General features: G+C 58.7%; 21 protein-coding genes and 1 tRNA gene. 13 read left to right on the forward strand and 9 right to left on the reverse strand.

What is annotated here, in order from left to right:
* Position 1: 1 nt before the first annotated feature.
* From secD to queA, 4 genes are all read right to left on the reverse strand, one after another.
* On the reverse strand, positions 2-1,870 hold the full coding sequence (gene secD, locus A7J50_RS24175) for a protein translocase subunit SecD (RefSeq protein WP_064454047.1): 1,869 nt from the start codon (positions 1,868-1,870) through the stop codon (positions 2-4).
* A gap of 62 nt (positions 1,871-1,932) precedes the next feature.
* The gene (gene yajC / locus A7J50_RS24180) at positions 1,933-2,271 is read right to left on the reverse strand and encodes a preprotein translocase subunit YajC (RefSeq protein WP_053135483.1); all 339 of its coding nucleotides are present in this window, start codon (positions 2,269-2,271) and stop codon (positions 1,933-1,935) included.
* Positions 2,272-2,314: 43 nt separating this feature from the next.
* Positions 2,315-3,430 carry a tRNA guanosine(34) transglycosylase Tgt gene (tgt, locus tag A7J50_RS24185; RefSeq protein WP_003175976.1) on the reverse strand — a complete coding sequence of 372 codons (1,116 nt, stop codon included), beginning with the start codon at positions 3,428-3,430 and terminating at the stop codon, positions 2,315-2,317.
* A 5-nt stretch (positions 3,431-3,435) separates the two neighbouring features.
* Entirely contained in the window at positions 3,436-4,500 is a 1,065-nt protein-coding gene (queA, locus tag A7J50_RS24190; RefSeq protein ID WP_064454048.1) for a tRNA preQ1(34) S-adenosylmethionine ribosyltransferase-isomerase QueA, read from the reverse strand.
* Positions 4,501-4,608: 108 nt separating this feature from the next.
* Here queA and A7J50_RS24195 point away from each other — a divergent pair.
* Together A7J50_RS24195 and A7J50_RS24200 are read left to right on the forward strand one after the other, a co-directional pair.
* Positions 4,609-4,693 (forward strand) — tRNA-Leu (locus A7J50_RS24195).
* A 94-nt stretch (positions 4,694-4,787) separates the two neighbouring features.
* Positions 4,788-5,117, forward strand: coding sequence for a hypothetical protein (locus A7J50_RS24200; protein ID WP_064454049.1), 330 nt, complete (start codon positions 4,788-4,790; stop codon positions 5,115-5,117).
* On the opposite strand, the gene A7J50_RS24205 is transcribed toward A7J50_RS24200, so the two are convergent.
* Entirely contained in the window at positions 5,067-5,714 is a 648-nt protein-coding gene (locus A7J50_RS24205) for a LysE/ArgO family amino acid transporter (RefSeq protein WP_064454050.1), read from the reverse strand. The two genes, A7J50_RS24200 and A7J50_RS24205, sit on opposite strands and share 51 nt — an antisense overlap.
* A gap of 134 nt (positions 5,715-5,848) precedes the next feature.
* Here A7J50_RS24205 and A7J50_RS24210 point away from each other — a divergent pair, with 134 nt between their 5' ends.
* A complete protein-coding gene (locus tag A7J50_RS24210; protein ID WP_064454051.1) occupies positions 5,849-6,541 on the forward strand; it encodes an NBR1-Ig-like domain-containing protein in 693 nt (230 codons plus the stop codon).
* 6 nt (positions 6,542-6,547) lie between these two features.
* On the opposite strand, the gene A7J50_RS24215 is transcribed toward A7J50_RS24210, so the two are convergent.
* Positions 6,548-7,183, reverse strand: a complete 636-nt coding sequence (locus tag A7J50_RS24215; RefSeq protein WP_064454052.1) for a LysE family translocator — start codon at positions 7,181-7,183, stop codon at positions 6,548-6,550.
* A gap of 133 nt (positions 7,184-7,316) precedes the next feature.
* On the opposite strand from A7J50_RS24215, the gene A7J50_RS24220 reads away from it, so the two are divergent.
* A complete protein-coding gene (locus tag A7J50_RS24220) occupies positions 7,317-7,688 on the forward strand; it encodes a PH domain-containing protein (RefSeq protein WP_053257892.1) in 372 nt (123 codons plus the stop codon).
* A 155-nt stretch (positions 7,689-7,843) separates the two neighbouring features.
* On the forward strand, positions 7,844-8,620 hold the full coding sequence (locus A7J50_RS24225; RefSeq protein ID WP_064454053.1) for a hypothetical protein: 777 nt from the start codon (positions 7,844-7,846) through the stop codon (positions 8,618-8,620).
* A gap of 215 nt (positions 8,621-8,835) precedes the next feature.
* Here the strand turns inward: A7J50_RS24225 and A7J50_RS24230 are convergent, their stop codons facing one another.
* On the reverse strand, positions 8,836-9,144 hold the full coding sequence (locus A7J50_RS24230) for a DUF3077 domain-containing protein (RefSeq protein WP_064454054.1): 309 nt from the start codon (positions 9,142-9,144) through the stop codon (positions 8,836-8,838).
* Between the two features lie 550 nt (positions 9,145-9,694).
* Here A7J50_RS24230 and A7J50_RS24235 point away from each other — a divergent pair.
* The 4 genes from A7J50_RS24235 (at position 9,695) to A7J50_RS24245 (ending at position 11,980) form a co-directional block, all read left to right on the forward strand.
* The gene (locus A7J50_RS24235; protein WP_064454055.1) at positions 9,695-10,831 is read left to right on the forward strand and encodes a colicin E3/pyocin S6 family cytotoxin; all 1,137 of its coding nucleotides are present in this window, start codon (positions 9,695-9,697) and stop codon (positions 10,829-10,831) included.
* A complete protein-coding gene (locus A7J50_RS24240; protein ID WP_064454056.1) occupies positions 10,828-11,052 on the forward strand; it encodes a DUF7683 domain-containing protein in 225 nt (74 codons plus the stop codon). Before A7J50_RS24235 ends, A7J50_RS24240 begins: the two co-directional genes overlap by 4 nt.
* 165 nt (positions 11,053-11,217) lie before the next feature.
* The gene (locus A7J50_RS30990; RefSeq protein ID WP_082895950.1) at positions 11,218-11,505 is read left to right on the forward strand and encodes a colicin E3-like toxin immunity protein; all 288 of its coding nucleotides are present in this window, start codon (positions 11,218-11,220) and stop codon (positions 11,503-11,505) included.
* A 4-nt stretch (positions 11,506-11,509) separates the two neighbouring features.
* The gene (locus tag A7J50_RS24245; RefSeq protein ID WP_064454057.1) at positions 11,510-11,980 is read left to right on the forward strand and encodes a hypothetical protein; all 471 of its coding nucleotides are present in this window, start codon (positions 11,510-11,512) and stop codon (positions 11,978-11,980) included.
* Here the strand turns inward: A7J50_RS24245 and A7J50_RS24250 are convergent.
* Both A7J50_RS24250 and A7J50_RS24255 read right to left on the reverse strand, forming a co-directional pair.
* Positions 11,937-13,319, reverse strand: a complete 1,383-nt coding sequence (locus tag A7J50_RS24250; RefSeq protein ID WP_064454058.1) for an ATP-binding protein — start codon at positions 13,317-13,319, stop codon at positions 11,937-11,939. The genes A7J50_RS24245 and A7J50_RS24250 overlap by 44 nt on opposite strands.
* Positions 13,316-13,978, reverse strand: a complete 663-nt coding sequence (locus tag A7J50_RS24255; RefSeq protein WP_064454059.1) for a response regulator — start codon at positions 13,976-13,978, stop codon at positions 13,316-13,318. The genes A7J50_RS24250 and A7J50_RS24255 overlap by 4 nt, the downstream gene beginning before the upstream one ends.
* A 146-nt stretch (positions 13,979-14,124) precedes the next feature.
* On the opposite strand from A7J50_RS24255, the gene A7J50_RS24260 reads away from it, so the two are divergent.
* Genes A7J50_RS24260 through A7J50_RS24275 form a run of 4 tightly spaced genes read left to right on the forward strand, consistent with a single transcriptional unit; the run spans position 14,125 to position 16,839 of the window.
* Positions 14,125-14,391 (forward strand): PepSY domain-containing protein, encoded by a 267-nt coding sequence (locus tag A7J50_RS24260; protein ID WP_053257899.1) that lies wholly within the window; start codon positions 14,125-14,127, stop codon positions 14,389-14,391.
* Complete coding sequence (locus A7J50_RS24265) at positions 14,391-14,936, forward strand: cytochrome b/b6 domain-containing protein (RefSeq protein WP_064454060.1); 546 nt, start codon at positions 14,391-14,393, stop codon at positions 14,934-14,936. The genes A7J50_RS24260 and A7J50_RS24265 overlap by 1 nt, the downstream gene beginning before the upstream one ends.
* A gap of 23 nt (positions 14,937-14,959) precedes the next feature.
* Positions 14,960-16,228: a sialidase family protein gene (locus tag A7J50_RS24270; RefSeq protein ID WP_064454061.1), complete on the forward strand. Its 1,269-nt coding sequence runs from the start codon at positions 14,960-14,962 to the stop codon at positions 16,226-16,228.
* Positions 16,228-16,839 (forward strand): hypothetical protein, encoded by a 612-nt coding sequence (locus tag A7J50_RS24275; protein WP_064454062.1) that lies wholly within the window; start codon positions 16,228-16,230, stop codon positions 16,837-16,839. Before A7J50_RS24270 ends, A7J50_RS24275 begins: the two co-directional genes overlap by 1 nt.
* Positions 16,840-16,859 lie beyond the last annotated feature (20 nt).

Below are 16,859 nucleotides of genomic sequence, written 5' to 3' on the forward strand. Positions count from 1 at the left end.
CTTAAATCCACAACTTCTTGAAGTCACGCCCGCCAAAGATCAGGTTGACCATTGCGCGGGTCACCATGATGGCCGTGAACATCGAGGTAAAGATACCGAGGGACATGGTCACCGCAAAACCTTTGACCGGGCCGGTGCCCATGGCAAAGAGAATCCCGCCGACCAGCAAGGTGGTCAAGTTGGAGTCGAGAATCGCGGTAAATGCCCGGCCGAAGCCTTCGTTGATTGCACGCTGTACGGTCATGCCCGCCGCGATCTCTTCACGAATCCGCGAGAAGATCAGTACGTTGGCGTCTACCGCCATGCCCATGGTGAGCACGATACCGGCGATACCCGGCAGGGTCAGCGTAGCGCCCAGCAGCGACATCAGGGCCAGCAGCATGACCATGTTGCCCGCGAGGGCCACGGTGGCGATGACGCCGAAGAAGCGGTAGATGGCGATGATGAACAGCGACACAAACAGCATGCCCCACAAGGCTGCGTCGATACCCTTGGTGATGTTGTCGGCACCCAGGCTCGGGCCAATGGTGCGTTCTTCAGCGAAGTACATCGGCGCCGCCAGGCCACCGGCACGCAGCAACAGCGCCAGTTCGGACGACTCGCCCTGGCCGTTCAGGCCAGTGATGCGGAATTGAGCACCCAGCGGCGACTGGATGGTCGCCAGGCTGATGATCTTCTTCTCTTCCTTGAAGGTCTGCACCGGCACGTCTTTCTCGACACCGTTGACCATTTGCTTGGTGTAGGTGGTAACCGGGCGTTGCTCGATGAAGATTACCGCCATGCTGCGGCCGACGTTGCTGCGCGTGGCGCGGCTCATCAGTTCGCCGCCATGACCATCCAGACGGATGTTCACTTCAGGCGTGCCGTGCTCGCCAAAGCCAGCCTTGGCGTCAGTCACCTGGTCACCGGTGATGATCAAGCCACGCTCGATCAACGCTGGAGGACGGTTACCTTCACGGAACTCGAACTCTTCGGCAGTGGCGCGCGAAGCACCCGGCTCAGCGGCCAGACGGAATTCCAGGTTGGCCGTTTTACCCAGGATACGCTTGGCTTCAGCAGTGTCCTGCACGCCCGGCAGTTCAACCACGATGCGGTTGGCGCCCTGACGCTGAACGATCGGCTCGGCCACACCCAGCTCGTTGACGCGGTTACGTACCGTGGTCAAGTTCTGCTTGATGGAGTATTCACGGATTTCCGCCAGCTTGGCCGGGGTCATCGCCAGACGCAGTACAGGTTGACCATTGAGGTCGGCCGGTACGATGTCGAAATCATTGAAGTTCTTGCGGATCAGCGCACGGGCCTGTTCGCGGGAAGCTTCGTCAGAGAAGCCCAGCTGGATGGCACCGTTGAGCTGCGGCAGGCTGCGATAACGCAGTTTCTCTTTACGCAGCAGGCTCTTCACATCGCCTTCGTAGACTTTCAGGCGTGCGTCGAGGGCTTTGTCCATGTCGACTTCCAGCAGGAAGTGCACACCACCGGACAAGTCCAGACCCAGCTTCATCGGGTGCGCGCCAATGCTGCGCAGCCATTTTGGCGTGGTCTGTGCCAGGTTCAGCGCGACAACGTAGTCATCACCCATGGCCTTGCGCACAACGTCTTTGGCCGGCAGTTGGTCTTCTGCCTTGGTCAGGCGCAACAAGCCGCCCTTAGCATCAGCCGCCAATGTTGCCGCTTTAACCTGGATGCCCGCGTCGTTGAGCGCTTTGCTCGCGCGTTCCAGGTCAGCCTGATTGACCTGCAGCGAAGTGCTGGCGCCCGTGATCTGGATCGCAGGGTCATCAGGATAAAGATTGGGAGCGGAATAAATAAAACCGATCGCCAGCACCGCCAGGATCAGTACGTATTTCCACAGAGGGTATTTGTTCAGCATCACGCCGCCCGCTTATAACGCGGGGCGCCTTGCGCGCCCCGTCGATTGGTAAAAGTTGTTACTCAGATCGCTTTGAGCGTGCCTTTTGGCAACGTGGCGGCGATGGCGCCCTTCTGGAACTTCATTTCGACGGTGTCGGAGACTTCCAGAATCACGAAAGCATCGGAAACCTTGGTGATCTTGCCGGCGATGCCGCCAGTGGTCACGACTTCGTCGCCTTTCTGCAGGCTGCCCAGCAGGTTTTTCTGCTCTTTGGCGCGCTTGGCCTGTGGACGCCAGATCATCAGGTAGAAGATGACCAGGAAGCCGACCAGGAAAATCCACTCGAAACCACCGCCCATTGGGCCGGCAGCGGCAGGCGCAGCGGCGTCAGCCATGGCATTAGAGATAAAAAAGCTCATTTAGCACTCCAGTTGCAAATAGTGAATCTTAGGGTCGGAAAACTCAGTCCAAGGGCGGCACAGGGAGCCCGCGCTTGGCATAGAAGGCATCGACGAAGGCGGCCAATGTACCCTGTTGAATAGCCTCGCGCAAACCAGCCATCAGGACTTGGTAGTGACGCAAATTGTGGATGGTATTCAACATGCTACCCAGCATTTCCCCGCACTTGTCCAGATGGTGCAGATAAGCACGCGAGAAGTTCTGGCAGGTGTAGCAGTCACAGGTGGGATCCAGCGGCGAATCATCATGGCGATGGAACGCGTTACGGATCTTCAGCACGCCTGTATCGATGAACAGATGCCCATTGCGGGCATTACGGGTTGGCATCACGCAATCGAACATGTCCACACCGCGGCGCACACCCTCTACGAGATCTTCCGGTTTGCCAACGCCCATAAGGTAACGAGGTTTGTCAGCCGGCATCAGGCCCGGCAGGTAATCCAGCACCTTGATCATCTCGTGCTTGGGCTCGCCCACCGACAGGCCGCCGATGGCCAGGCCGTCAAAGCCGATCTTGTCCAAGCCTTCCAGCGAGCGCTTGCGCAGGCTTTCGTGCATGCCGCCCTGGACGATACCGAACAGCGCCGCGGTGTTGTCGCCGTGGGCATTCTTCGAGCGCTGGGCCCAACGCAGCGACAGCTCCATGGAAATGCGCGCCACGTCTTCATCCGCCGGGTACGGCGTGCACTCGTCAAAAATCATCACGATGTCGGAGCCCAGGTCACGCTGCACCTGCATCGACTCTTCCGGGCCCATGAACACCTTGGAACCGTCGACCGGCGAGGCGAAGGTCACGCCCTCCTCCTTGATCTTGCGCATGGCGCCCAGGCTGAACACCTGGAAACCACCGGAGTCGGTGAGGATCGGGCCTTGCCACTTCATGAAGTCATGCAGGTCGCCATGCTTCTTGATCACTTCCGTGCCCGGGCGCAGCCACAGGTGGAACGTGTTGCCGAGGATGATCTCGGCGCCTGTGGCGACGATGTCACGCGGCAGCATGCCCTTGACGGTGCCGTAGGTGCCCACAGGCATGAAAGCCGGGGTTTCGACGGTGCCGCGTGGAAAGGTCAGGCGACCACGACGAGCCTTGCCGTCAGTGGCCAATAATTCAAACGACATACGACTCATAGTGGTTCCTCAGGGCCCGCTTCTTTAGGAGCAGTCGGCGCCGGGTTACGGGTGATAAACATCGCATCACCGTAGCTGAAAAAACGGTACTCGTTGGCGATGGCGGCTTGATACGCGGCCATGGTTTCCGGGTAACCGGCAAATGCCGACACCAGCATCAACAGCGTGGATTCCGGCAAATGGAAGTTGGTCACCAGGCAGTCGACCACATGGAACGGCCGGCCCGGAAAGATAAAGATATCGGTGTCACCACTGAACGGCTTGAGCACGCCATCACGCGCCGCACTCTCCAGCGAACGCACGCTGGTGGTGCCCACAGCCACCACACGACCGCCGCGCGCCTTGCACGCCGCCACGGCATCCACGACGCTTTGGCTGACTTCCAGCCACTCGCTGTGCATATGGTGGTCCTCGATGTTATCCACACGCACCGGCTGAAACGTACCGGCCCCCACGTGCAGGGTCACATAAGCGCTCTCGACGCCCTTGGCGGCAATCGCATCCAGCAACGGCTGGTCGAAATGCAGCCCGGCCGTCGGCGCGGCCACCGCACCCGGGCGCTGCGAGTACACCGTCTGATAGCGCTCGCGGTCCGCGTCTTCGTCGGGGCGGTCTATATAAGGAGGCAACGGCATATGGCCGACACGCTCCAACAGCGGCAACACTTCTTCGGCGAACTTGAGTTCGAACAACGCGTCATGGCGCGCGACCATCTCGGCCTCGCCACCGCCATCGATCAGGATGCTCGACCTCGGTTTCGGCGACTTGCTGGAGCGCACATGGGCCAGCACGCGATGGCTGTCCAACACCCGCTCCACCAGAATTTCCAGCTTGCCGCCGGACGCTTTCTGGCCAAACAGCCGTGCCGGAATCACCCGGGTATTGTTAAACACCATCAAATCGCCTGGGCGTAAATGCTCAAGCAAATCAGTGAATTGACGGTGTGCGAGGGCACCGCTCACCCCGTCCAGGGTCAGCAGTCGACTGGCGCGACGCTCGGCCAAAGGGTGGCGAGCGATCAGCGAATCAGGGAGCTCAAAAGTAAAGTCAGCAACGCGCATGATGGGGTTCGTCTAGCAGGGCCGGGAAGTCTAGCGGAAATAGTGAAAATAGACCATGAAACGTGATTGACCAACGGTAATCTCATCTCTATACTTCGCCGCCATTGAGCCCTGATGGCGGAATTGGTAGACGCGGCGGATTCAAAATCCGTTTTCGAAAGGAGTGGGAGTTCGAGTCTCCCTCGGGGCACCATCTTAAAGAAAGACCTTGAAATTCAAGGTCTTTTTTTTCGCCTGTAGAAAAGTGCGTATGCACGGGCGAACGCAGACGTTGAGGAGCCGGGACCATGGAATTGACGCTGGAAGCTGTGGCGCTTTTTGCTCTCAAGCTGGTGCATGAGACCGAAGGCGCGAGCCCGATTCTGCGGGATGATTTGGTCATGGACGGGTATGAGCGGGAAGTGTTCGGGTTGTTGGTGCGCCAGGGGGATTTGGCCACGATTCAGGTGAAGCTTGATGAGTGTATTGCCCAGGCACTGAATACGTTAGGCGGTGCCGACACCGTACTCGGGCGTGAATTGCTCAAGCTGTCCGCCGATGTACAACAGGTCCACAGCCTTGATGAGCTAAGCCCGCCGCTGATTACTCTCAAGGACTACCTGAAAGATATCCAGTGAGTCGGTGATCAACACACCGGCCAGATACACCATCAATACGGCGACGCCAGCGTCCAGGCATCGCCAGACCACCGGTGAACGAAACAGCCCGGCCAATCGCTGACATCCCAGCGCCAGCACCATAAACCACACCAACGATGCCGTCATGGCACCGGTTGCGAACAGCACTTGTTGGCCTGCGGGTTTGGCAGCACCCATAGCGCCGATCAGCACGACCGTATCGAGCCATGCGTATGGGTTGGCAAAGCCGAGCACCACCGCCGTACGTAACAGCCCGCGTTGCGAATTGCCGCCCTGAGTGTCCGGCATGGACTGGTTACGGATGCAGGCCAATAAGCGCTGGGCACCAAACCACAGTAGATAAAGCGCGCCGGACAGCAGCATTAGCACCATCACCTCTGGCCAACTTCCCAGCAGCGAACCTAAACCCGTGACGCCAAAAGCGATCAGCAGGATGTCGGCCAAAACACAAATAGCGACCACGCCCCAAATAGGGCCACGGCCGACAGCTTGGCGAATGACCAATGTATCTTTAGGCCCTGGGGCAACAAATAGCCCGAGGCCAAGTACCAGCCCCTCGATAAAGTAAGGCGTCATGGCTACCTTTCAATCCTGGTGTAAAGGAATGCAACACACGCCAGAATCCCAAGGCGTAGCGCGGCGTGTAGTGTGCATACCTCGCTAAACGCAGCGGCGAGCAGGTTGTCTTTTTTGGCGTACAAAGGTGAGGCATGACGATCAGGACGCGGGATACCCTAAGGGCGCTGATTACTCGACGCAGCCGGGAACTGGGCAAATCCATGACCACCCTGGCCAAGGAAGCTGGCATTTCCAGAACCTATCTCTACGGATTGGCAGGCGGCGCCTCGCAAGATCCCTCGGTACGTACACTGATCAAACTCGCCAAGGCGTTGCAGGTTTCGCCGCTGCTGCTGTTCCGCTACTTCGCCGACCTGGCAGGCGCTCCGGCTGACGCAAACTCAATGGCCACCACCAACCGAGCCATTGGCCTGCATGACCCGAGTGACATCGCCGTCTTCAATGCAGACGTAACCACGCCCGATCAAACCGTCGTGCTGCCCGGCGAAATCTTTCAGAAAACCTGGGAAATCCAGAACCTTGGCTCCCGCCCCTGGCGTGGCCGCAGGTTGGTGCGAGTAGACGGCGAATACGTCATCGCCCAACGCACCGCCACGGGCGCGCCACTGGAAGTGGTGATGGACACACACCTGCGCAGCCTGAACAACGAGGTCGCTATTGCAGAAACACTGCCCGGCCAGCCGGTGCACATCACTGTGGAGTTTGCCGCGCCCAAGGAAACCTGCACGGTCACGTCCATCTGGCGGATCGAGGATGAACACGGTCAGCCCTGCTATGGCCCCGCCTTCATCCTGCATGTAATCGTCAACGTCATGGCACGCTGAATGGCCTCACCGCCGCCCTTCAACCGCCATCCGCACCGCCAACCCCATCAACACCGAGCCCATCACCCAGCGCTGCACCACCTGCCAACCCGGGCGGGTGACAAAGAACACCGCGATGGAGCCCGCCATGATGGCAATCACCGAGTTAACGCTCACGCTGATGGCAATCTGCGTAAAGCCCAGCACCAGGGACTGCGTCAGCACACTGCCATGGCCGTTCGGGTCGATGAACTGCGGCAGCAACGACAAATACATCACCGCCACCTTGGGGTTCAGCAGGTTGGTCACAAAGCCCATCATGAACAGCTTGCGCGGGCTGTCCTGGGGCAAATCCCGCACTTGAAACGGCGAACGGCCACCCGGCTTGACCGCCTGCCAGGCCAGATACACCAGGTACAACGCCCCGCCGAGCCGCAGCGCGTCGTAGGCAAACGGCACTGCCATCACCAACGCGGTGATGCCCAATGCCGCGCACAGCATGTAAACCACAAACCCCAACGCAACGCCGCCCAGGGAAATCAACCCGGCCTTACGCCCCTGGCAAATTGAGCGGGAAATGAGGTAAATCATGTTCGGCCCGGGCGTTAGCACCATGCCGAGTGAGATCAGGCCATAGGCAAGCCAGCTGGACAGTTCGGGCATGGTGTCGCTCCAGAAATAGTGTGTTGGACGCCATGGTAGGGCGTTGGAAAGCCGGGCGTTAGATACAGATCCGCGAGCAAAACGTCATACACACTCACAGGCGTTTGCCGCACCACTCACCCAGGACAGGCACATGATCGACTTCAACAACAAAGGCTTCTTCAAACTCAAACAAAACAACGAATACGCCGAACGCGTCTCCGCCCTGCTGCTCGACGGCGAAGAAGTGATCGACGCCTACAAAGCCATGCGCGACGGCGTGGTCTTCACCACCAAGCGCATCATCGCGGTGAACGTGCAGGGGATTACCGGCAGCAAAAAGGACTTCACCTCGCTGCCGTACAAAAATATCGTCGCGTACTCGGTGGAAACATCCGGCACGTTTGATCTGGATTCGGAGTTGGAGATTTACTTTTCGTCGCTGGGGAAAGTGAAGTTTGAATTCACTGGGAAGACTTCGATTGTGGAAATTTCGCGGATCATTTCCAAGCACCTGCTGAGCTGACCCCTTATGCGCTTAATTGTTTATCAGCCGCTCGAGCTCGGTCGTTTGGAGGCCAGCGACAGATAAAATAATTGACTGAAACAAGCCTGCACAGGGAACTGTAGACCTCACCGGCAACACCCAAAGGTTCCTATAGCCTTTGGGTGATATGTCTTATGATCAATGCTCCCAGTCTCTTTCAACCGTTTCATACCGCCCCCTACGCGGACAACGCCTCAAGCCCTGATGCGCAGTCTGTCAGCCCGATACGAACCAAGCGCAACGTGATCGACAAAACCCAGCTCTGGCCCAATGGTTCGACGATCACGATAGCGCTATATGACGTTAACGAAGAGGAGGCAAAAGCGATAAAGGACGTGATCAACGAATGGCTGCCTTACGTCAATCTCAAGTTCAATTTTGTCCTGGGCGAAGAAGGCGACATCCGTATCGCTCTCAACCATATCAATGACACCTTCGGCTCTGCGGTAGGGACAGACGCGAAAAAAAAACCGCCACACCTGCCCACGATGATCCTGCCGGGCGATATCCATTCACCCAGATTCCGTTTCGTGGTGCTGCATGAGTTCGGGCATGGCTTGGGCGCGCTGCATGCTCACCAACACCCTAATTCAGGCATTCCCTGGGACAAGCAGAAGGCGTATGACCACATGCTCAAGCACTATGGTTGGACCCAGTACCTCGTCGACAAAAATATCTTACCCCTAGAGCGTCGCGATGAGCACAGCTACCAACCTTACGACGGCGATTCGATAATGCATTACGAGGTCAGCCCCGACTGGACAGATGGCAGTTGGGGTCAATCGGAAACCTGGGACATCAGCGACGGCGATATCGCCCAAATGCAACAGGCTTACCCCATGCCGAAGCCACCTGCGCCGGCGCCTCTTTGCCAAGCGTTGCTTAATTGGCACCCCGATGAGCCAACATAATCCCTGACCAAGCGATACCGCCCGACTTGACGCACGCAGGGCATCAAGCACTTGCGCACCTCGATCAGCAGGCAAAAAAAGACCTTGGCGTCCCAAGGTCTTTTTTACTGCCTACACGGTTTAGCTGGTGCGCCTCGATCCAAACGTGGGAGCTGGCTTGTCGGGTCGCCGCATCGCTGCGAAGACGCCAGCCGCCACACCCTCAAATCACCCGCTTACACCGAAACCGCCTCGCCCTCCTCCATCACCCCATTCGGCAACATCCCATTCGCCAAATCATCCACTACCGCCTTCGCCATCTCCCCCAAATAATGCGCCGCCCAGGCATAACGATCCGCGCTCTTGTCCATGGCGGCATCCAACGCGAGCATTTTGGAACAGTGCAACAGCTCGGAGGCATGCTCCAGGGCATCGCGAATGGGCACGCCGGCATTGACGCGGAATAGACGGTGGAGGTTGGGCTGTTTGCCGCAGGGGGAGAAGGTGATGACGCCGAGGGTTTTGTTTAGGGGTGGGTTGATCATTGGGCACCTCCGAACTGCGTGGAGGTGTGGACTGCGGTATTGCGAGGATAAAACCGTTCAGAAACGCTCATTGGTATAGCTCCCATTCTTCGAAGAGAGCTGCCGCATTCGTTTCCAGGCGAATGGGTGGTAGCTGTGCGCAGGCTGGAAACCGGGGAATAGGCAAACCCGGCAGACTCGAAAGCCTCCCACGCACAGCCGCCATAACACGCATATGCTGGCACAAAAGTGGCGCCAGCGGTCGTGATAAATGGTGGCGCCTGTGCGCCTATACCCACGGGTTTCCAGGCCCGGTCGCCGTATAGACAGCGACGAGCGAGAACTTAGCTTTAAAAACTGGACAGGCAAAGCCGAGCCTTGTGACGCGAAATGTCCAAAGCGCACTACTTAAAATGCTGAAGATAGCTAAGTAGAAAAGTCCCATCGCCCCTTTTTAATTATCGTCGCTAACAGCGATGACTTTTCCCACATACACCATCGAGCAAAGCCGACATCAACCTCTGATTCCCCCTCGTACGCTCACTCCCTCGCACAAGGAAGTGAGCCGGTCATGTCAGAGCGCTTTTACCCCATCACCGAAGAAGAACAACTCAAACGGCGAATCCTGACTCCGCAGCCGAAGCGGGTGCCCTATTCGCCGCCCATGGTGTTGCTCGACCCAACACCAGCACCGGCGCCTACGCCCGCAAAACTTCCCGGTTGCGTGTTCACCAAACCCTGCCAACTGCCCGACGGCATCATTCGCTACAACGACCCCACCGGTTACGTACCGTTGGAGCTGATCAAGGATTACGGCCATTTCAGCCTGTTGGGTGGGCGCGAGGTGGACAGCCGAGGCGCAGTCGCCTTGCACAAGATCAGCGGCAGCGCCCTGCCTGTTGGCTTGGGGCAGTTGGCGTTGCGTTCGGCGGTGGTGGAATCCGCAGCTACCGCCGCTGGCACTGTAGCCGGTGGCTTATTGGCGGGTTTGGTGGCGCTGGCTTGGCCGTCGGAGCTGGGTGATAGCGCGCTCTACAGCGAGGAACAGTTGCGTTCGCTGCAACGGGCGCGGTCGCAGATGCGTTTGCATGTCGAACAGAGTGGGGACGGCACGCTCAAGGGGTACGGGTTTTACACAGGCAACACTGCCGATTGGCAGATGATTGATGTGGTGCAGTTCCAAAGCCGTGGCGATCAGTTTGTCGCGGATTTGGGTGAGGGCGTGGAGCTGATCTGGACGCCTGCGGTTGATCCTGGAGATACGCTGGGTATTCCGGCATTGGAGGCTGCGCCGCAAGCGCCGGTGATTTGGATTTACCCGCCGACGGAGAAAGCCGCGCAGATTCTGGTGAACCCGATTTATCCGCCGGAGTATCGGGATTTTATTCTGGTGTTCCCGGTGGAGTCGGGGGTTCGGCCGCTGTATGTGGTGGTTAGCGTTCGGGCTGGGGATCACAAATATCAACCGAGTCCAAGGTTTTTAACTGCGTTTCCAGAAGCCGTACGCGCGCCTTCCAAATCCAGCGTCAGGGGCGGAGGTCATCTTAGGCCCCGCTGGAAGGATCCCCATGGCTATATCTACGAATGGGACTTCGAACGAGGCAAGGTCGAGAAGTACAACAAGCGAGGTAAGCACTTGGGCGAATTCGATCCTATAACAGGTGAACGAACCAAAGACGCAAAAGACACGAGAAGGATAGATCCATGAAACACCTGATCTACGTAGTCCCAGCGGGAAGCGAGAATATTTCGACTGAAATACCGCTCAACCTGAAAGCTGCCGATTTGCTGCCAATTATGGGTTGGGAGGACGAACACGAATGTGTCTATGACTACCTACTTACTCCGCAACAAATCGAAGGTATCGAAAACCTTACCTCATTGGTCTTTCCAAAAAATGCGTCGCTGTATTTGGCATGCGACGCGTAACCATTTTAAAGAGTCGAAACCTCATTCGCCGACGTTCACTTTCAGGGAAAAGACTCCGAAAGATCCCCTGGCATCTCAGGGTTCTCACCCGACTCGCAGGGTCCGCAATACCAAGGAACGGCGCAACCTGAGCGTCGAATTTACCGATATAGAGGACTAGCAAAAGTGGTCATGAAAATCAGATTGTGCTGGTACGAAAAGAACAGTGATGACTTAAAAGAAAATGAGTACTCAGCGGATATCCATGACGCAGACAGTTCTTTTGAAGCTCTGGGGTTGAGCGAAGAAACCGCAATATATGCCGGGGGTTTCAACGTTCTCCCTACCTGGATAACAATTCTCCAGCCACACTTCCAGCATGTAATACAGCCCAACCTATTCGACTACCAAATTTCCTTCCGCTATCAAGGCGCTTGGCCGCCCCCTCCAAAACAACCCCGTACAGAGTCTTGATGCAATGAAAAAGCCCCTCCTCTACCGCTCAGTCAATACCCGAACCCACGGTGTGCGCCACGGTAGCGGTTTCGCTTATCGCTATGAACGGCATACCAAAAGTGCACAGCGTTCACTGTCCACCCGCGGTTCAATGCACAGCCGTCAACGACACGGTTTTGACTACACGCCGCTATTCCGATTTCTCCTGTCCAACGTTGGTCGGCCATGGGACAAGGTGTTCAGCGAAGCCAATGCTCGCCTGGATCGCCCGGAGCCCGTGTTCTGGATGGTTGCTCTGCATGAAAATGACAAAGACGACTATGTGCTATTGGGTGATTTCAGCTATTACAGCGGTTTGTGGGTCGACGCGGCAGGCCTGCTGCAAAAGGTTAACCCCCAATTGACGCCCGAACAGATGAAGCCCAGTTGTGACTGCTGCACCCACACGTTCAACGGTGTGGTATTCCCGCAGGCGCTTGCGCGCAAGCCGTGAAGCTCAGCCGCGCGCGCAAGCCGCCCTGCGCCAGATTGTGCAACGTCAACGCACTGCCGATCTTGCCCACGATCATCTCCACAATCGCCAACCCCAACCCCGCACCATTGGCGTTATCCCGGCTATAAAACCGCTCAAACAAACGCTCCATTTCCGCTTCATCAATCCCCGGGCCCTGGTCTTCCACGCTCAAGCAGTTAACGCCAATCACCACTTTCACTTCGCTGCCCGCCGGGGAAAAATTCAGTGCATTGGTCACCAGGTTCTGTAGCGCAATCGCCAGGGCCACCGGCTCGGTTTGCACCCAACATTCTTCTTCGCCTTCGAGCACCAACTCCACACCTTTCTCCATGGCCAGCGGCGTCAACTCGGCCAGTTCTTCGCGCACCAGTTCCGTCAATTGCACACGCTTGCGCACGGGGTTGCTCAGTTGCGGCTCGATACGCGCCATGGTCAGTAATTGGCTGCCAATGCGTGTGGCACGGTCCACGCCGTTGACCAGGAAGTCCAAGGCTTCGCGCCGTTGCGCTTCGGTCGCAGCGCTTTGGGCGTTTTGTGCATGGATGCGCAGGATCGCCAATGGCGTGCGCAGTTCGTGGGCGGCGTCGGCGATGAAACGGCGTTCGCGCTCCAACAGGTCATCCATTTGCACCAGCAACCGATTAAGCGCGGTTTGCATGGGCTCCAGATCAGTCGGCAACGGCTTGAGGTTCAGCGGTTGCAAGGTGTCGGTATTGCGCCCCCGAATCGACCTCACCATGGTGCGCAACGGTGTGAGCCCCCAGCCGATGGTCAGCCAGATCAATACGGTCAGCAGCGGCACGCCGATCAAGGTGGGCCAAAGGGTATGGCGCACAATGCGCTCGATCAGGTCCTGGCGAATGTCGTCGCGCTCGCCCACCCAGATCAGCAGTCCCTGTTGCGGGTCGGCGAGGAGGTAGGCGCACCAGTCATTATCGTTGTCCATGATGTCGTGGGCGCCGAGGGTGGCCGGCGGTGCAGTCAGCACGGGGGCTTCGGCGGAACGTACGAGCAATTGCCCGTCACTGCGCCACACCTGGAAGGTCAGGCGAGTTTCGTACGGGTGGGACACGCCCTCCTCCCCCACTCGGCTCATGGCCTGGTCGAACGCCTGATATAAGCGGTCCCAGTCGGCTTCGCCGGGGTCGCGTTGGCGCAGCACACCTTGCAGCAGGCGCGCACTTTGGGCGAGTTGGGCGTCGTAGACTTCTTCGATTTCGTGGTGGCTGTCGCGCAGCACGAGCCAGCTGATCAGGGCATCACCGAGCAAAATAAACACCAGCACCGGAATGAGGATGCGCGCGCGAACCGAGGTCATGGTTTAAGCGCCAGCACATAGCCAACACCGCGCACGGTGCGGATCAGGTCGGTGGAGAGTTTTTTACGCAGGTTGTGGATAAGTACTTCGAGGGTGTTGCTCTCGACCCGGTCCTGCCAGCCATACAACGCCCGGGCGAGGCGCTCGCGGGTCACCACTTTGCCGGGGCGCACCATCAGTTGGTGCAGCAGCTGGTATTCCATCGGCGTGACGATGATCTCTTCATCCTGGTAACGCACTTGCTGGGTGGCCGGGTCGAGGCTGACGCCGGCATGTTCCAGCATCGGTTGCGCGCGGCCCTGGCTGCGGCGCAACAGGGCGCGCACGCGGGCTTTGAGTTCTTCGACGTCGAAGGGTTTGATCAGGTAGTCGTCGGCGCCCGCGTCCAGCCCGGCGATGCGTTCGGCGGTACCGTCGCGGGCGGTGAGGATCAGCACCGGCAGGTCATGCTGCCCGGCGCGCAGTTGCTGCAACAGGTCGAGGCCATCCAGGCGTGGCAGGCCGAGGTCGAGCAGCAGCAAATCGAAGCTTTCAGTGCGCAGCGCGTGCAAGGCGCTGAGGCCATCTTGCAGCCAATCCAGCGTGTAGCCTTCGGCGCCCAATGCCACGCGAATGCCCTGGCCGAGGGCACGATCATCTTCGACAAGGAGTAGGCGCATAACGAAATCTCTGTAGGAAACGGCGGAATGATGCCGGTTCTACGGTGGGTCATTCCGGGAAAGATGTTACGGCGCGTTGCCAACTAAGGTTGCACTAAGGTTGGTTTTGCACTGTGAAATCTCCCACATCTGCTGAGAGCTTTTTCATGCGCAAAATTCTCCTGCTGTCTCTGCTTATCGCCAGCCCAATGGCCCTCGCCGGCCCGCAGTGCACCACCGCCGAGCGTTCGCAATGGCAAGACGAAAAGGCCTTTCAGGACAAGCTCAAGGCCGACGGTTACACCATCAGCAAGTTCAAGGTCACTGACGGCAACTGCTACGAGATCTACGGCTTCGACAAGGACAAACGCAAGGTCGAGATCTACCACGACCCGGTCACCGGCAAGGCCGTGAAGACTGAGATCAAGGGCTGATGCCAGGCGAATCCCTGCGCCTGTGGGACCCGCTGGTGAGGCTGTTTCATCTGTCTATCGCCGGGGTCTTTATCGCCAATTACTTCTTTAACGAAGCGGGCGATGACTGGCATGTTTGGCTGGGCTACTACGCCATGGCCTGGCTGCTGGTGCGGTTGGTGTGGGGGTTTGTAGGGCCGCGCAGTGCGCGCTGGTCGGATTTCTGGCCATCGCCTGCGCGCCTAGGTAACCACGTGCGTAGGGTTTACACCGGGCGAGCACTGCATCGCCTCGGCCATTCGCCCATCGGCGCGCTGGTGATGCTGTTGATGATGTCGGCGCTGCTGACCCTCGGTATCAGCGGCTTCCTGATGCAGGAAGTCGACGCGCTATGGGGCGCCGATTGGCCTCTGCAAGTCCACGAGAACGCCGCCAATGTGCTGCTGGCCCTGGTCGGTGTGCATGTACTGGCCGCCGTGTATGAAAGTCTCCAGGTGAAGGACAACCTGCCGTTATCCATGCTCACCGGTCGCAGGAAGCGCCTGCCGGATGATCGTGCGCAGTAATCCTTTTCTCTGACAGGTTCTCTATGCGCTCCGCCCTACTGATCTGCAGCCTGCTAGGGGTATTTATTGCCGCCTGGCTCAGCCATCCGCCGCACGTGCTCGCACCGTTTGCGCAAGCGAGCCCGAACACCGCCAAGGTCGCGACGGCGCCGCACTACACCAGCCGCTTCGTGTCCTCGCAACTCACCGACTTTGTGCACTCCTCGTCCGTCACCGCGCTGCCCGGCGGCGACTTGATGGCCGTGTGGTTTGCCGGTTCGCGCGAAGGCGCCGCCGATGTGCAGGTGCGCACCGCACGGTTTGATGCGCGCAGCGGCGAATGGGGCGCCGAGCATGTGCTAGCGACGCGGGAAAGCACGCGGGACGGCACTCAGCGTTACATCCGTAAACTGGGCAACCCGGTGATTGCGCTGGGGCCGGATAAACGCCTGTGGATGTTTTACGTGTCGGTGTCGGTCGGCGGCTGGGCCACCAGTGCGATCAACGTGATGGTCTCCGAGGACCTTGGCGCGAACTGGTCGGCACCTCGGCAATTGGTGACCTCGCCGTTCTTCAACATCAGCACGCTGGTACGCGCCGCGCCGGTGTTTCACGCCGACGGCTCGATCGGCCTGCCGGTGTATCACGAGTTCATGGGCAAGTTCGCCGAATACCTCTACTTGAGCGCGGACGGTGCGGTGATCGACAAATTCCGCATCAGCCGTGGCAAGCATTCCCTGCAACCGACCATCGTGCCGCAGGACGGCCAGCGCGCCGTGGCGATGTTGCGTTACGCCGGCGAAACCCATCACCGCGTGCTCGCCAGCCGCACCGAGGACGCCGGGCAAACCTGGAGCGAGCCGTACCCGCTGGAACCGGCCAACCCCAATTCATCGCTGGCGGCGGTGGGCACCGAAGACGACGGTTTGCTGGTCGCCCTCAACGACCTGCAGGACGGCCGCTTCAAGCTCAGCCTTTATGGCACCGACGCCAAGCTGAGCCAATGGCGCACGGTGGTGGAGCTGGACCAATCCCCCGACCCGCTGGGCCAACCGTTTTCCCCCGAGGCCTATAAAGCGATCATCGGCGAAGGCTTTCGCGCGTCCAGCGGCGCCAAACGCCTGCCGCTGGAACAACGTTTCCTGAGCAATCTGGATTATCGCGTGTGCAAACCCCGTGGCTGCGACTTCGAATACGAGTACCCGTATTTCAGCCGCAGCCCGGACGGCATGTATCACTTGGTGTACTCGTGGAATAACACCTTTATCAAACATGTCAGCTTCAACGAAGCCTGGCTGGCGGAGCGTCTGTGATGGTTTCTGTGTGGCAAGCCCATTTGAGTTTTGTGTTGCTGGGGTTTGTGGCGCTGTGTGCCCTGCGCTTTACCGCGCCGTGGCGGCCGTGGTTGCTGCCCGTGCTGGTGGTGGTGAGCTTTATCCCGGTGAATGAACTGCCCTTGGCGGCGTACGTACGCAGCTTTACCGATGACCTGGCGATCAGCACGTTGGTGTTGTTGGCGTGGGTGGGGCTGTGCCGGTTGGGCGTGGTACAGCCGCTGGGCCGTCAGCACCTGGTGCAATTGCTGGTGCTGTTTGGCGTGCTGAGCCTGCTGTTGTACCCGGCAACGATGGGCCTGACGTATTTCGACCCTTACCGCTGGGGCTTTAACCCTCGGCCGATGATTGTGCTGGTGGGGGCGGCGGCGCTGTTGATGCTGTGGCTGCGCAATGCATTGGCGGTGTGGATGTTGGCGATCGGCACCCTGGCGTTCGCGTTGCGGCTGAAGGCTTCGGAGAACTATTGGGATTACCTGGTTGATCCACTGTTGGCGGGCTACTGCGTAGTCGCAGGATTAATGCAATGCAAACTGTGGGAGCGGGCTTGCTCGCGAATGCGGCGTGTCAGGCAACAACTCTGGCACTGATACACCGCTTTCGGGAGCAA

The organism is Pseudomonas antarctica (genome assembly GCF_001647715.1).
Lineage (GTDB): Bacteria > Pseudomonadota > Gammaproteobacteria > Pseudomonadales > Pseudomonadaceae > Aquipseudomonas > Aquipseudomonas antarctica_A.